This is a genomic window from Kordia sp., from assembly GCF_965283645.1.
Classification (GTDB): domain Bacteria; phylum Bacteroidota; class Bacteroidia; order Flavobacteriales; family Flavobacteriaceae; genus Kordia.
In genome coordinates, this window is sequence record NZ_CBDIPG010000001.1 from 5,030,005 (window position 1) to 5,045,214 (window position 15,210).

The 15,210-nt window shown below is 31.8% G+C and carries 19 protein-coding genes; 6 read left to right on the plus strand and 13 right to left on the minus strand.

Annotated features, from left to right (window positions below):
- Positions 1 to 12 precede the first annotated feature (12 nt).
- Complete coding sequence (locus ACQ654_RS22085) at positions 13 to 300, minus strand: EF-hand domain-containing protein (protein ID WP_430412515.1); 288 nt, start codon at positions 298 to 300, stop codon at positions 13 to 15.
- Positions 301 to 497: 197 nt separating this feature from the next.
- Between ACQ654_RS22085 and ACQ654_RS22090 the strand changes: the two genes are divergently transcribed.
- Both ACQ654_RS22090 and ACQ654_RS22095 read left to right on the plus strand, forming a co-directional pair.
- A complete protein-coding gene (locus ACQ654_RS22090; protein WP_430412516.1) occupies positions 498 to 1,508 on the plus strand; it encodes a sensor histidine kinase in 1,011 nt (336 codons plus the stop codon).
- Positions 1,501 to 2,166, plus strand: a complete 666-nt coding sequence (locus ACQ654_RS22095; RefSeq protein WP_430412517.1) for a LytR/AlgR family response regulator transcription factor — start codon at positions 1,501 to 1,503, stop codon at positions 2,164 to 2,166. The genes ACQ654_RS22090 and ACQ654_RS22095 overlap by 8 nt, the downstream gene beginning before the upstream one ends.
- 18 nt (positions 2,167 to 2,184) lie before the next feature.
- On the opposite strand, the gene ACQ654_RS22100 is transcribed toward ACQ654_RS22095, so the two are convergent.
- Complete coding sequence (locus ACQ654_RS22100) at positions 2,185 to 3,258, minus strand: DUF3810 domain-containing protein (protein WP_430412518.1); 1,074 nt, start codon at positions 3,256 to 3,258, stop codon at positions 2,185 to 2,187.
- A 197-nt stretch (positions 3,259 to 3,455) separates the two neighbouring features.
- On the opposite strand from ACQ654_RS22100, the gene ACQ654_RS22105 reads away from it, so the two are divergent.
- Positions 3,456 to 4,919, plus strand: coding sequence for an aminoacyl-histidine dipeptidase (locus tag ACQ654_RS22105; RefSeq protein WP_430412519.1), 1,464 nt, complete (start codon positions 3,456 to 3,458; stop codon positions 4,917 to 4,919).
- 177 nt (positions 4,920 to 5,096) lie between these two features.
- Here ACQ654_RS22105 and ACQ654_RS22110 read toward each other — a convergent pair whose 3' ends face one another.
- The 5 genes from ACQ654_RS22110 to ACQ654_RS22130 all read right to left on the minus strand — a co-directional run bounded on the left by ACQ654_RS22110 (position 5,097) and on the right by ACQ654_RS22130 (position 8,830).
- Positions 5,097 to 5,282: a hypothetical protein gene (locus tag ACQ654_RS22110; protein ID WP_430412520.1), complete on the minus strand. Its 186-nt coding sequence runs from the start codon at positions 5,280 to 5,282 to the stop codon at positions 5,097 to 5,099.
- A gap of 337 nt (positions 5,283 to 5,619) precedes the next feature.
- The gene (locus ACQ654_RS22115) at positions 5,620 to 5,850 is read right to left on the minus strand and encodes a hypothetical protein (protein ID WP_430412521.1); all 231 of its coding nucleotides are present in this window, start codon (positions 5,848 to 5,850) and stop codon (positions 5,620 to 5,622) included.
- A 183-nt stretch (positions 5,851 to 6,033) separates the two neighbouring features.
- The gene (locus ACQ654_RS22120) at positions 6,034 to 7,236 is read right to left on the minus strand and encodes a peptidylprolyl isomerase (RefSeq protein WP_430412522.1); all 1,203 of its coding nucleotides are present in this window, start codon (positions 7,234 to 7,236) and stop codon (positions 6,034 to 6,036) included.
- Positions 7,237 to 7,249: 13 nt separating this feature from the next.
- A complete protein-coding gene (gene gldI, locus ACQ654_RS22125; RefSeq protein ID WP_430412523.1) occupies positions 7,250 to 7,813 on the minus strand; it encodes a gliding motility-associated peptidyl-prolyl isomerase GldI in 564 nt (187 codons plus the stop codon).
- 3 nt (positions 7,814 to 7,816) lie between these two features.
- Positions 7,817 to 8,830: a DHH family phosphoesterase gene (locus ACQ654_RS22130; RefSeq protein WP_430412524.1), complete on the minus strand. Its 1,014-nt coding sequence runs from the start codon at positions 8,828 to 8,830 to the stop codon at positions 7,817 to 7,819.
- 186 nt (positions 8,831 to 9,016) lie between these two features.
- On the opposite strand from ACQ654_RS22130, the gene ACQ654_RS22135 reads away from it, so the two are divergent.
- Positions 9,017 to 9,436, plus strand: coding sequence for a nucleoside-diphosphate kinase (locus ACQ654_RS22135; protein ID WP_430412525.1), 420 nt, complete (start codon positions 9,017 to 9,019; stop codon positions 9,434 to 9,436).
- 139 nt (positions 9,437 to 9,575) lie between these two features.
- On the opposite strand, the gene ACQ654_RS22140 is transcribed toward ACQ654_RS22135, so the two are convergent.
- The 3 genes from ACQ654_RS22140 to recF all read right to left on the minus strand — a co-directional run bounded on the left by ACQ654_RS22140 (position 9,576) and on the right by recF (position 11,389).
- A complete protein-coding gene (locus ACQ654_RS22140) occupies positions 9,576 to 9,782 on the minus strand; it encodes a hypothetical protein (protein WP_430412526.1) in 207 nt (68 codons plus the stop codon).
- 224 nt (positions 9,783 to 10,006) lie between these two features.
- On the minus strand, positions 10,007 to 10,303 hold the full coding sequence (locus ACQ654_RS22145) for a DUF721 domain-containing protein (RefSeq protein ID WP_430412527.1): 297 nt from the start codon (positions 10,301 to 10,303) through the stop codon (positions 10,007 to 10,009).
- Positions 10,304 to 10,309: 6 nt separating this feature from the next.
- Positions 10,310 to 11,389 (minus strand): DNA replication/repair protein RecF, encoded by a 1,080-nt coding sequence (gene recF / locus ACQ654_RS22150; protein WP_430412528.1) that lies wholly within the window; start codon positions 11,387 to 11,389, stop codon positions 10,310 to 10,312.
- A gap of 111 nt (positions 11,390 to 11,500) precedes the next feature.
- Between recF and ACQ654_RS22155 the strand changes: the two genes are divergently transcribed.
- Together ACQ654_RS22155 and ribH are read left to right on the plus strand one after the other, a co-directional pair.
- Complete coding sequence (locus tag ACQ654_RS22155; protein ID WP_430412529.1) at positions 11,501 to 12,313, plus strand: hypothetical protein; 813 nt, start codon at positions 11,501 to 11,503, stop codon at positions 12,311 to 12,313.
- 5 nt (positions 12,314 to 12,318) lie between these two features.
- A complete protein-coding gene (ribH, locus tag ACQ654_RS22160; protein ID WP_430412530.1) occupies positions 12,319 to 12,804 on the plus strand; it encodes a 6,7-dimethyl-8-ribityllumazine synthase in 486 nt (161 codons plus the stop codon).
- A gap of 125 nt (positions 12,805 to 12,929) precedes the next feature.
- On the opposite strand, the gene ACQ654_RS22165 is transcribed toward ribH, so the two are convergent.
- From ACQ654_RS22165 to ACQ654_RS22175, 3 genes are read right to left on the minus strand one after another with little or no spacing between them, the layout of a single operon-like run.
- Complete coding sequence (locus ACQ654_RS22165) at positions 12,930 to 13,490, minus strand: RsmD family RNA methyltransferase (protein ID WP_430412531.1); 561 nt, start codon at positions 13,488 to 13,490, stop codon at positions 12,930 to 12,932.
- Positions 13,491 to 14,327, minus strand: coding sequence for a DUF3822 family protein (locus tag ACQ654_RS22170; RefSeq protein ID WP_430412532.1), 837 nt, complete (start codon positions 14,325 to 14,327; stop codon positions 13,491 to 13,493).
- Positions 14,305 to 15,159 carry a hypothetical protein gene (locus ACQ654_RS22175; RefSeq protein WP_430412533.1) on the minus strand — a complete coding sequence of 285 codons (855 nt, stop codon included), beginning with the start codon at positions 15,157 to 15,159 and terminating at the stop codon, positions 14,305 to 14,307. Before ACQ654_RS22175 ends, ACQ654_RS22170 begins: the two co-directional genes overlap by 23 nt.
- Between the last annotated feature and the right edge of the window lie 51 nt (positions 15,160 to 15,210).

Genomic DNA, 15,210 nt, shown 5'->3' on the forward strand with positions numbered 1-15,210 from the left:
TGTTTTTTTGAGTTAGTTTCTTTCTCTTCTTTTTGGTTTCGGAGCTTTTTCAAGTTCTTTTTTCGTGATAAAACCATCTTCATTGGTGTCAATTTTAGCAAAATCTTTTTTTAATGGACCTTTGATTTCTTTCAACGAAAGTTTGCCATCTTCATTTTTGTCTAGTTCTTTGAAAATTTCATCAACTGTTGGCGGTTCTTTTCGTTCATTTTGATTTCTTGATTGTGCATTTACAGACATAATTGATAAAGCTGAAATGATTGCAAATCCGATAATTGCTTTGATTGTTTTCTGTGTCATGATATTATTTTTTTTAAAGTTCGTACGCTATTATGACTTCAAAGATGCGGTATAGATTAATGCAGTTTTTGACTTTTCAGCGAATGCTATGAAGTTTTCTGTGAATGCCTAAATTGCTCCTGTGAACGTTTATTATTGAAGCGTGTATTTGACTACTTTTTACATTTCTTTTATTTTTATTTACCTTTATTTGTAGCATGAATAGAGGAAATAGAGTTTTAATACAAGTTCTTTTTTGGGCAATTGTTTTGTTTGTAATTGCACTAAGTCAGGTAGATGCAGTACGTTTTTTAGGTGAAAACTGGCTGGCTTTTATTTTTCAAGCAGTGTTAATTATTAGTGTTGTATATCTGTTGGCAGATAAGTTATTATTTAAGAAAAAATATGCTTGGTTTGTATTGATTTCGATAGTACTAGTTGTAGTTTTTACAATTATTGCTTCCATGCTTCCAGCCGCCGCTGGACCGCCAAGATTAGAAATGATTGATAGACCTAGAAAGTCACCAACTCCCTTTTTAATCAACTTTTTATTACTGAGTTTAACATTTGTAGTAGCCGCAGTTATCGAAATATTTCTTTTTGCCAAACGAAAAGAAGAAGCATTAATTTTAAGCAAAACGGAAACATTGGAGACTGAGTTGAAGTTCTTAAAGGCACAAATAAATCCACATTTTTTATTCAATTCTTTAAACAATATTTATGCGCTTTGCGCGATTGATACCACTAAAACTCAAAAAAGTATTACATATTTGTCAGATATGTTGCGCTATGTATTATATGAATGCGAACAAAAAACAGTTTTAATTCAAAAAGAAGTAACGTATATTGAAAATTATATAAATTTATTTAAATTAAAAAGTAGTAAAGAATATTCTATAAAGACACATTTTTCTATTGAAAATCACGATTTAAAAATTGCACCGATGCTTTTTATTCCTTTTGTTGAAAATGCTTTTAAACATGGTAATATTGAGCAAATACATGAAAATTACATACATATTTCAATTGTGTCTAGCGGATCAGAAACTATTTTTACGATAGAAAACACAAAACCCAACATACCAACCGAAAAAGATGCTGTTGGCGGGATTGGAATTAAGAATGTAGCAAAACGATTGGAAATTTTATATCCTGAAAAACATTTGCTTGCAATACAAAATACGAATACCATTTTTAAAGTAGAATTAAAACTAGAAACGAATGCTTAGTTGTTTAATTATTGATGATGAAGAATTAGCAAGATTATTGCTAACGTCGTATGTAGATAAACTAGATTTCCTAGCATTGAAAGGTTCGTTTGAAAATCCGCTTGACGCGATTTCTACATTGAAAGAAACCACTATTGATGTCGTTTTTTTAGACATTCAAATGCCGCAACTTAAAGGAACCGATTTTGCAAAGTTGATTCCTGCAACTACAAAAATTATTTTTACAACAGCGTATTCTGAATATGCATTGGAAGGTTTTGAACTTAGCGCGTTAGATTATTTATTAAAACCAATTTCGTTTGAACGTTTTCTAAAAGCCGTTCATAAAGTACAAGATTCAAGCGTTTCGGAAGCTCCAAAAACAATTACGGTAAAATCAGGATATGACTTGCATAAATTGCAATTGGAAACGATTACACATATTGAAAGCGCAAGTGAATATGTCGTTTTTTATACAGATGCAAAAAAAATAATGAGCCATCAATCGTTGAAATCTTTAGAGAAAACACTAAATGCAACACAATTTATGCGCGTGCATCGTTCATATATCATCAACAAAAATAAAATTACGGGACTCAAAGATAAATATCTATTATTGGATACGATTAAAATTCCTGTGAGTGAAAGCTATTACGAAGCGGTAAAAAAGTTGTTTTAATATATAAAACGATAAAATTTAAGGAATTAAGGTGTGTTTTTTATCATAATTCACCAAAAGCGAAACCACATAACTATAACTCAAAATTCCTCCAGATTGATTATTTGCTTTCAAAAACTGATCAAATGTAAACTTAAACATAGGTTTTAGTGGATTTCTATGTGAAGTCCAAAAAGCCCGAACTTCGTCGTAATTCTTCTGAATTCCAGGGTGTAACGTTGCTTTTAAGCGTTCATATTCTTCAGGATTTCTATTGTAAACTTCTCGTAACGAATGCCACACCATAAAATTATACGCGCCATACTGAAAGTAAATATCGTCATTATGTAAAGCCGCCATGCAACCAATAAAATTTGCTTCGTTTTCAGCAGAAAAACCTATCTGATGCGCTTCTTCATGACTTGCCGTTACAGGAAATTTATACACAGGAATTTTACTATTAATCTGTGCTTCGTTTGTAAACGGATTCAAATAACCACTAAAGCCCATAGTTGTCAAAAAACTACTATAAATAGACTTTTTTAAACTGCGATGAGCAAATGTAAATTGCGGTTGCGTTACACTAAAATTATCATAACCATTCAATGTCTTGGTGAAAATTTCACTCGTTTTATACGGAATTTCAACTTTTACCGTATCATTTTGCGTAATTTGATATTGAATTTGATTTGCTTTTGTGATGGCTCTTTCGGTAAAATTCACAAGTTCTTCTGTGGTATATTTTCGATCTAAATCAAGTGATTTGTAAAGCGGCAATCGGTAATAATTCATTCCCCAAAGTAAGTGGAATGTAAAATATGTTAATGTAATTACAATATACGTATCAAGCAAAATACGCTTATACTCAGTTCGAATCAAACGGAAGTTTTTATATACATAGCGAATGATTAAAATTCCTGCAATTGTATAAAAAATATCGCCTATCGAAAACGGAATCCAACCAAAAACAACTCTAAAAACCTTTGAAATAATAGGGTAAAAACCATTACTGTAATATGTTTCTACAAACGCAGGGTACTTTGCAAGTATCTTAATAGCAATGAATTGAATTGGAAAAGATAGTGCAATCAGTAGTTTTGTTCTCTTGGTCATAAGCAATACATTTGAACATTATTTGGGAAAATGATACATAGCTAATGTAAAAAAACTAAATCATTATTTCTAAAATGATACACTATTTTTCAAGCTGTATAAATTATCCTACAATCTATTTCGTTAAAAAAAGAGCTATATTAAGAGCAAACATTTACCTTTGTAAAACAATTAATTCAATCCATAAACAAAATAGAATGAGTCAAGAAGTAAGAACTTTAGCCCCTAACGGGCTTTGGAATAAATTCGCAGATTTAAATGCAGTGCCAAGACCTTCAAAAAAAGAAGAACGTGTCATTGCTTTTATGAAGAAATTTGGAGAAGATTTAGGTTTGGAAACCGTCATTGATGAAGTTGGAAATGTAATCGTAAAGAAACCTGCTACTACAGGAATGGAAGATAGAAAAGCCATTGTAATGCAATCGCATTTAGATATGGTACATCAAAAAAATGCAGATACAGATTTTGATTTTGACGCACAAGGAATTGAAATGATTATTGATGGCGATTGGGTAAAAGCTAAAGGAACGACACTTGGTGCAGATAATGGACTTGGAGTGGCTACAATTATGGCAGTTTTAGAAAGTTCAACAATTGCACATCCAGCATTGGAAGCTTTATTTACGATAGATGAAGAAACTGGTATGACAGGTGCAATGGGTTTAAAAGGTGGTTTGCTTGAAGGTGAAATACTTTTAAATTTAGATACGGAAGAAGATGACGAAATCGGAATTGGTTGTGCAGGAGGAATTGACGTTACTGCAAGACGTTCATACGTTGAAGAACCAACGCCAGAAGGAGTTGTTGGCTATAAAATTACCGTAAACGGATTGCAAGGTGGACATAGTGGAATGGACATTCATAAAGGATTTGGAAATGCAAATGTGTTGATGAATCGTTTGTTGTTTGATGGATTTGAAAATTACGGATTACGCATTGCAACAATAGATGGCGGAAGCTTGCGAAATGCAATTCCACGAGAAAGTGTTGCAACAATTGTAATAGACAAAGTACATCAAGATGCGTTTGAATTTGAAATGAAAACGGAAATTGACACAATTAAAAAAGAATTTGCAACTATTGAAGCAGATTTAGAAATTGAATTTATCATTGTTGAAACACCAAATAATGTAGTAGAATTAGGTGTGCAAGAAGGAATTACACGTTCACTATATGCCGCGCACAACGGTGTGTTTCGTATGAGTCCAGATATTGAAGACCTAGTAGAAACGTCAAATAATATTGCACGTGTGATTATAAAAGATGGTGAAATTAAAATTGGATGTTTAACTCGTTCTTCTGTAGAAAGTGGGAAAATGGACTTGGCAACAAAATTGAGAGCTTCTTTTGAATTATCAGGTTGTGAAGTAGAATTTTCAGGTTCGTATCCAGGTTGGGCACCAAACATGAATGCTTCTATATTACCTGTAATGGTTGATTTATACAAAAAGTTAAACAATAATGAAGAGCCAAATGTAGCGGCTTGTCACGCAGGGTTAGAATGTGGAATTTTAGGAACAAATTATCCAGAAATGGAAATGATTAGTTTTGGGCCAACCATTCGCGGAGCACATTCACCAGACGAAAGAGCTAGTATTTCGTCTACTCAAAAATACTGGAAATACGTATTAGAAATCTTAAAGAACATTCCAAAGAAATAATTTTACTTAAAATACAAAGAGGTTGTCTAAAAAGACGTCATTGCAAATGAAGTGAAGCAATCTGTAAAATTTAAGTTATTAATTTACAGATTACTTTGAAATTTAAAATTTCTCATAATGACAGTACTAATAGCTTTTTAGACAACCTCTTTTTTAGTTATAAAAATGTAGTTCTATTTAGCAAGCCAATCTTGAAAGTTCACAACATCCTGTTTGATTGGTTAATAGTGTTGTCTGACATGCATTGCCGCAATAGGTTTGTAGCGTAAGACATTGATGATGCATACCTATTGTAAAATTATATTTTCCGCCAGATGTATCTAGTTGAGTAACGGAAGAAACTTTTTGTTTGCGTAGGTTCAATGAGATTTTTTGTTTTTTCATGGTAAGTTTAATTTTCTGGTTAAATTCTTAACCTACAATATACATCAAGTATTTACTATTGAATTACGGGAAAGCCATCAAAAAACGTTTTGTTATAGTTAATATACGGTCTAAATTTTGACTAATATGCCATCAATCTACTTTGATAATTACAACTCTGCTACTATTAATGAAGCCAATAATCAATCAGTCTTAAAAATCTCAAAATGGAGAGTTAAATAAAATAGTTTCTGTATTTACACTTGTAAAAAAGCCTCTTTTTGACTAAAAAGAGGCTTTATTTTTTTTCTAATATTAAATGTATAGGTTGTTTTACTTAACAAACTAATGTAAACGGATGTGTAGTTGTTTGTGTATGTGTACAACAGCTAGATGGCATTGTAGGACATGTATCTGTTGGACAAAATACTGTGCGACAATTTGCTTGTATAGTTATAAACTGAATTGTAGTTGTAGTGATTACAATGATTCCACCATTCAATTGTTTTTCATCTAAAGAAGAAATTCTTTGCTTCTTCAACTTTAATAATGCTTTCTTTTTTTTCATGATCTTAGTTTTTGGTTATGCTGGCTAATATCGTGTTAAGAAGTTATTTATAAAAGAGTAGAAAAACGTATCCTATATGGTGTTTTTCCTAAAAATAAGTATGGTTTTACTATAAGACATAAAAAAACGGTCATTTCAAATTAAAGAAATAACCGTTGTATGATTTTACTATGTTTCGTTGAATTACTTTTCACCAACAACAACTAGTTCAAAAACTAAATCTGTATTTGGTTTAATCCCAGGTCTTCCTCTTTCTCCATATGCTAAATGCGAAGGAACAAATATGGTAGCTTTATCCCCAACGCTTAATTGTTGAAAACCTTCTTTAAATCCTGCAATCATTTGTGCGTCAGGACCAATTGCTGTTGTCATTGTAGTATAACGATTAGCCGCTTTTTGTTGCGGATTTACTAAATCTAATGCTTCAGCTGTTTCTAAATTATTTGTTTGTAATAAATTTCCATCTGTAAAATACACTGCATAATATGCTTCAACTGTAGAATTTACAGTTAGTTTTTCTCCATTTCCTTTTTCAGAAATAAAATATTTTAGACCTGAAGGTAGCTCAGTCGCTTTCGCTTTTTGCTCAGTAAACTTAGCTAATGTTTTTGCTGTAATTTCATTTCTCTTTTTCTCAGCTTCTTCTTTTGCTAGTCTAGCTTCTTTTGTCTTCTCCTCAAAAACTTTTGGTGCATTAAACGAACGTGCTTCTGAACCTTGACGAATAATTTCTACTTTGTTTATTTTAATAGTATCCACAGGTCGGTTCATGGCTTGTGGTGTTTTAGTTACGGGAGTTTTAGCAATAAGATCTACTGTGACCATTTTTACAGAATCGATAGCTTTTTGTAATGCCGTCGCATCAGAAATTTTAGCTTTCAATGCTTTTCTGTCTTCTGGCTTGATCACAACTTTTCCAAAAACAGTATAGTTTCCGTTTAATGAAGGGTATGGTACGTGTGTAATGTAAAATTGACTTCCATTTGTATTTTTACCTGAATTAGCCATTGCTAACGTTCCAGCCTGATTGTGATCTAATGTTTCTATAATTTCATCATCAAACTTATAACCAGCATCACCAGTTCCGTTTCCTAATGGATCACCAGTTTGAATCATAAAGTTTTCCATAACTCTATGAAAAATAATTCCGTCATAAAAAGGTTTCCCTTTTTTATCATCCGCTAATAATGGATGTGTTCCTTCTGCTAAACTTACAAAGTTAGCCGTAGTAACTGGTGTATTTTTATAATCTAACTCTAAAAGTATATTTCCTTTCGTTGTTTCTATTTCTGCATAGAGTCCATCTGCTAAATCTGGGTATTTAGAACTGTTACAAGATGTAAATGCTACTGCTATGATCGCAATGAAAATTGTGATTTTCTTCATGATAAAATTCATTTTAATTTTCTGTTTCTAGGTTTTTGTTATCTTTTTTTATGTTGAGTAATGTAATTGTAGATTGAATCGGAATATTAGTTCCTACTTTTTTATTATCACCATGATATCCATACGCTACATGTGATGGGAATAGAAACGTAACAGTTTCTCCTTTTTTCATCAATTGTAATCCGTACCGTAATCCTGCAATAATCTGTTGCTTATTTACAACATATTCTTGTATGCCTATTTCTTGTTTTGTGTAAATGGTGTCACCTGCAATTTTGGCGATATTGTACTCATAACGAAGTGTATCTCCTTTTTGTGGTGTATATGTTTCTTCTGGTGAAGATTTTTCATAGAAATACCAAAATCCATTTTTGGAAGCTATATAGGTGTGTGCTGTATCTTTCTTAATAAAATCTTGAATCATTGCTTCTTCTTGCGCAATTAATGCTTTGTTTCGTTCAACCGATTCCTTTAAAAACGTTCCTGAACGAACATTTATAGGTTTACGTGCTTCTTGTTGCGCGCAGGAAACTATTGCCAAAAAAATAATACCAAGAAGAATGATTTTTTTATACATAGTCTAACTTAATTCATTTTTATAACCTGCTAAAATTTTAGTGAAATTTTTAACAGTATCTTCCATAGAATTATCACTTCTTCCACCTGCGGCATTTGTATGTCCGCCACCATTAAAATGTGTCCGTGCTAATTCATTTACCGAAAAATTACCTTTTGATCGTAATGACATTTTTATATACGGTTCTTGTAAATTTTCAATAAAAATTGCTGCAAATTTAATGCCTTTTAATGATAATCCATAATTTACAAAACCTTCTGTGTCACCTTTTCGGAAATCATGTTGTAAAAGTTCTTGTTTTGATAACGTAATATATACCGTATTGTATTCTTCTAAAACTACTAAATTTTTCAAAGCACAACCTAATAATTGTAGCTTACTTAAGCTATTGGTATCATAAATTGCATTATGAATTTCTGAGTTTTTAGCGCCTTTATCCATCAAACTAGCAATGACACGATGTGTTGTACTTGTAGTTGCAGTAAAGCGGAAAGAACCTGTATCTGTCATGATTCCTGAATACATACAAGATGCCATTTCTGGTGTAATTGTATCTTCTTCACCAAGAAAACAAATAAAGTTGTATACCATTTCACAGGTAGAACTCATACTTGTGTCCGAATACGTATATTTTGCATAATCAGCAGGTTGCTGGTGATGATCGATCATAATAAAGGTAGCATCACTTGTAGCAACAACACTTGACATTTCTCCAATTCGACTCAAATCATTAAAATCTAACGTAAAGATAACATTCGCTTCTTTTATAAATTTTTCAGCAGCTTCTTGTTGTGTGTCAAATTTTATAATTTCTGTTTCTCCAGGCATCCATTTTAAAAACTCAGGATAATCATTTGGAGCAACTATAATTGCTTCTTGCCCTTTGTTTTTCAAGTAATGCCAAAGTGCTAGCGTAGAACCAATAGCATCACTATCTGGATTTTTATGCGGAATGATTACAATATTCTTTGGTGTTTGAAGTACGGTTTTTATGGCTTGTATATCAACTTCGTTCATGCGTTTGGCTTCTCTTTTGTATATCTAAAAACTATAAAAAATGGAGCAGAAATACGTGCTTCCCTTTTCATAGGTGGCTAATATACTAAAATAGCCTTGTAAATAAATTGTATTTGTGTACTTTTGCACCGAAAATCAACATAGATTTTACAAAATACGAACTTATAATTATTTATACATACCATAATGGCTGGAAAAAGAACTTTTACCATGATTAAGCCTGATGCTGTAGAAAACGGACACATCGGAGCTATTTTAGAAAAAATTACTGCTTCAGGATTCAAAATCGTTGCGTTGAAGTTAACGCAATTAAGCAAGCGCGATGCAGAAGCATTTTACGCAGTTCACAACGAAAGACCTTTCTTTGGTGAATTGGTAGAATTTATGACTAGAGGACCAATTGTTGCAGCAATCTTAGAGAAAGACAATGCAGTGAGTGATTTTAGAACGTTAATCGGAGCTACAAATCCTGCAGAAGCAGCAGAAGGAACCATCAGAAACTTATATGCAACTTCTATTGGAGAAAATGCAGTTCACGGTTCTGATAGTGATGAAAATGCAGCTATTGAAGGTGCTTTTCACTTTTCAGGAAGAGAGATTTTCTAAGGAAAATTATACTATAGTTTATAGAAGAGCTTCAATCGTTTGATTGAGGCTTTTTTGTTTTTAGAGTATTGGATTGTTAGTATCGCTTCGCTCTTAGTACGTCAGTATTTCAGTTTTTACGATAAATTCCACATAATACTTAACTTGTATGACAATTATTAGAACAATAATAACAACCATTTACGTCATCATAATACTTCTTTGCCTCTTTAACTGCATCTTTGCAATTGTCAAAACTCCCTAAGTATATTCTATTTTCTTCTTTTGGAAGCCAGCTACATCCAGATTTATGCACTTCATGATCTCCATTAGATTGTGCATTTTTATTAACATAATAGTATGCCATATTTTCAAATATTTAAATGTTGAAATCAAAATTAATTAAAGAAAATATGATAACATTATGGTATTCCTCATATGTATGAAAATTAAATAGTGAATTAGTTTAGTACTAACTCTCGATAACTTTATATTAGTTTTAGTATTTTAAATAGATTCTTGCTTTTGAAGGAATGACAGTCAGATAATCTAAGAGCGAAGCGATACTTACCCTCTAAAACGTTAGCGTATCTATCGTAAAACAATATGCTTTATTAATTCCTTTCCTAGACTTTCATTAAGCATTTTGATCATTTTGTCTTTTCCATAGCTTAGTTCTTGACGTAAAACTGCAGAAGATAAAGAAACGTAGAGTGTATCATTTTTGAGAATGACATTTGTAGTGTAATTATTTACACCATTTCCCATCAATTTTGCCCAAGCATCACGTGCGTCAATTTTGTCCAAACCATCTTCCAAACGATTTTCGGTGACAAAATCCTTTAATACTTCACTAATAGTTCTATGTTCGGTGTGTCTTTTCTTCAAAATAAATTACAATTTAAAAATCTCGTATGACTGATGAATCTCTTTTACAATCGCTTCTGTTCTATCTACATGCGTATCACTGATAAAAATTTGTCCAAAATCTTCATGATTTACTAATGACATTATTTGTGCAACACGTTGTTCATCTAACTTATCAAAAATATCATCTAAGAGTAGGATAGGAGTCACATTGACTAATTGTTTGATAAAATCAAATTGTGCTAACTTTAACGCAATTAAAAATGATTTTTGCTGTCCTTGACTTCCAAATTTTTTGATTGGATACGTCGCTATCGAAAATATCAAATCATCTTTGTGCACTCCGACACTTGTATATTGCAATACTTTGTCTTTAGTCAGATTCTCTTCAAGCAAAGATCGAAAATCTTTTTCATGTAATTGACTCTTGTATTCAATATTAACAGTTTCTTTTTCATTTGAAATCGCGTTATATCGCGATATAAAAATTGGCACAAAGGCTTCTAAAAAGTTCTTTCGTTCAGTATAAATTTTCACACCTAAATCATGTAGTTGATCGTTGTAAATGCTGAGTGTGTCACCATCAAACGTACTATTTAATGCAAAGTATTTTAATAACGAATTTCGTTGCGAAAGCACTTTGTTATAATTGATAAGATTCTGTAAATATTGTTTATTTGATTGCGAAATAACACTGTCAATAAACTTTCTACGTGTATCACTTCCTTCAATAATCAAATCACGATCTGCAGGCGAAATAATTACCAATGGAAGAAAACCGATATGTTCTGAAAGTTTGTCGTATGCTTTGCCATTTCGTTTTACAATTTTCTTTTGTCCTCTTTTAAGTGTACAAATAATATTTTCGTCACGTTCTCCTTTTTCATACGCGCCATCAATCACAAAAAACTCTTCTCCGTGTTTAATATTTTGTGTTGCCACAGGATTAAAATAGCTTTTACCAAATGATAAATGGTAAATAGCATCTAGAACATTGGTTTTTCCAACACCGTTATTCCCGACAAGACAATTTATTTTTGGACTAAAATCGAAAGAACTCGTTTCGAAATTCTTATAATTTACAAGTGATAATTTCTTTAGAAACATGAAAATAGTAGCATCATTACAATAAAAATGCAAATTATTGAAAAATATCAAATAAATAAGCTTTTAATTCTACTTAAAAATTTTATTTTTGCGCACATTAATATACAATATATGGCAACTTACAAGAAAAGAGGATATAAAGTAAAATCTAAAGAAGAGAAAGAAAAAGAAGTTTCAGCTGAAGAACTAGAAAGTACAACAGCAGAAGTTTTTAATACTTTAGACGAAACTGCATCCAAAACAGAAGAATGGGTAGCAGGGAATCAAAAATATATCTTTATCGGTATCGGTGCAATTGCAGTTGTTCTTTTAGGATATTTAATTTACAGTAAAGTATTTGCTGCTCCACAAGAGCAGGAAGCTGCAAATGAAGTGTTTCAAGCAAACTCTTATTTTAACGAAGCTTTAAGTGTAAATTTAAATGACAAAATGGTAAATGGATTGACAACAAGAGATTCATTATTCAATTTAGCTTTACAAGGTGGAGAAGGAAAGTATGGTTATTTAAATATCATTAAAAACTATCCTGGAACAAATGCGGCAAACTTAGCAAACTATAGTGCTGGTATTGCATATTTGAACTTAAACAATTACGAAAAGGCAATTGAGCATTTATCAAACTTTGATTCTTCTGATATTATCATTGGAGCAAAAGCAAAAGGTGCTTTAGGTGATGCATTTGCTCAATTAGACCAGCAAAAAGAAGCATTAGAATACTACGAAAAAGCTTTCAAGCATAGTGATAATGAAGCAACAACTCCAATGTATTTACTAAAAGCAGGAATTACTGCCTTAGATTTAGGAGAAGCTGGAAAAGCATTGCAATATTTCAATAGAATTGAAAGAGAATATGCTGACTTTAAAAACACTGCTGACGGGAAAATGTTAGAAGTATACATTGGAAAAGCAGAAGCCTTGAACTAGAAAAGATGGCAACAGTAAATAAAAATTTATCTACATACGATAAAGCTACAATCCCAAATGCGAAAGATTTTCGGTTTGGGATTGTTGTTTCTGAGTGGAACGAGAATATTACAGAAGGACTTTGTGAAGGCGCAATTGCCGCTTTAACAGAGAATGGCGTTACAGAAAATAACATCATTCGTTGGAATGTGCCAGGAAGTTACGAGTTAGTGTATGGTGCAAAACACATGCAAAAAACACAAAAAGTAGATGCTATTATTGCAATAGGAAGTGTGATACAAGGTGAAACGAAACATTTTGACTTTGTATGTAGCGCAACTGCACACGGAATTAAAGATTTGAATGTACAGTCCGATATTCCAGTAATTTTTTGTGTATTGACAGATAACACGTTGCAACAAGCTATTGACCGTTCTGGTGGAAAACATGGTAACAAAGGAATTGAAGCTGCTGTAGCGGCGATTAAAATGGCAGCGTTACGGAAGTTTTAAATTATGAATTCATAATTCTGAATTAAGAATTAGAACAATATACAAACCGTTATAGAAACTTCTGTAGCGGTTTTTTTATGAAGTAAACCCAAAACCAAACACCCAAAACCTAAAATCCAACACAACTACTCTTCTTCACTAGAAACTTCAGGAAGTTGAAAAAAGCTAAATACCGAACTTCCATAATTTTTTGAGAAGCTAAAATAAGGTGCATGCTCAAGTTTTGTTTCTTTTGCGTGTTCTAAGATTAAAAACCCATCTTCGAGTAGCAATCCTCTTTCAAACACAATGGAAGCAATACGTTCAAACTGTTCTTGTGTAAACGCGTATGGTGGATCTGCAAATATAATATCCGATTGTATGTGTGTGCGTTCTAAAAACTTGTACACATCACTTTTAATTGCTGTAATATCGAGTTCTAAAGCTGTAGTTGTTTTCTTTATATAACTCACACAATTATAATCTTTATCTACGGCAGTAATTTTTTCTGTACCACGCGAAGCAAATTCGTAACTGATGTTTCCAGTTCCAGAAAATAAATCCAATACGCTGATTTCATGAAAGTAATAATGATTGTTCAGAATATTGAAAAGCGATTCTTTTGCCAAATCCGTTGTTGGTCTAACAGGTAGCTTTTTTGGCGCTGTCAATCGTCTTCCTTTATGTTTTCCAGAAATTATTCGCATTTAAAAATTTGTTAGTAATGTGAAATCTGTATGATTTTTTGGTTTAAGAACACTTTCGTGAAATGTAAACGGGTATTTTTTATCTATAAACGAAACATTTCGCACGTATGTGTATGTAATAGTATATAAATGATCTTCTTTTTCAATATCACCTAAGAAATAAAGTTGAAGTTCATTGGTATTCAATTCAAGCTGTTCTATGGTGAACAAAACATAGTATATAAAATCTTCAGCAGTTACATATTCAAAAGAATTATAGAGTAATAGCTTTTTATTTTTGACTACAATAATTTCAAATTGATCTTTCTGAACATGAACATATACTACAGTTCCATCACTAGTATCGGGCAATTGAAAAATGTTTTCTAACAAAATTGTCGCAAAATGTTTGTAAGTAAACGATCCGTATTTGTCAAAAAACAAATTATTAATATTTACATACGGAATGTACACATTTACCATGTCATTGTTAGTGACCACATCAAAAGTAATGTAGTCATTTGGTAAAATTTTGTTATTGTATTTTAAGTAATCAGGCAAGTTTTTATCCGAAAACAAAGGTTTTGGAACAAACGTAGCTAAGGTATTTATGTGACTGATTGTTACTTCTTGAAAAGACTGATCAAATATGTTTTTATGTGCATTTAGGGTATTGATGATCTCAACTTCTAACTGCAACGGATTGGTAACCGTTTCAAATGTAAAATGCTGTAAAGAAGTAATTTTATTCTCAATAGTATCTAGGATACAAAAAGAAAGTCCATTCAGAGAAATCTGAATGGACAACTTTTGAAAATCTGATTGATTTATAGTGTTACTTTCTTTGTTCAATTTCATAACTCGTTGGCCAGTTTCCGCTATCACTTACTTTATCAAGTGAACCTACGAAAATTTCTTTTCCATCAACTTCATCTACAGAAATAATTCTTTTCTCTTGTTTTAGTAAGTCTTTATCTTGATCGTATAAAATAACATCTTTAGCTACAGAAACTTTAAAAACAGGCGCATTGTATCCGCTAATTTCTATAGTTTTTGTTTCCATTTTGAATGTTTCTTTATCATTTTTAGCAAAAGGTACATATTTCATTTTCTTATAACGATCTGTTCCTTTAAACAAAGAATCTATAACTGGCTCAAAACTCAACGTATCAATAATGACAACTTCTTTTAACTTGTCAATTTTATACACCTCGTCATATTCCATATAACTAGAATCTCTTTTTTCAACGATAGCAAATTTAGCTGTATCAATGAATACTTCTAACGCAGAAAAATCCTTTGCATACGTTCCAGTAATGGTTTTGTGCGCTAACTGTGAATCTCTAATATCTTTTAAATTATCAATAACAGCTCTGTATCTTTTCACTTTTTCTTGCTTAAACTCTACAGGAGCCATGATAGAATTGTAAATTTTATATCCAAAAAATACAGAAGCTAACATAAACCCTAAAGCAAATATTGGGCGTAATTTTCTAGGAACTAACTTTTCGATAAGGACTAAAAGACCAATTGCAATTGCAATAGCAACAATAAGAATTAAAGGCGTTTTAATCGTATCCATAAAGCCTCCTTTAACTTCTGCGTTTTGCGCAAATGATGCTACAGGCAGTAATAAGAAAACAGTTACTAATGATAAGACTAAATTGAATTTTTGTTTTACGTGTTTCATCTCTATTAAGAATAGTTTTGTTTTAAGAACATCAATATACGCAAATCTACA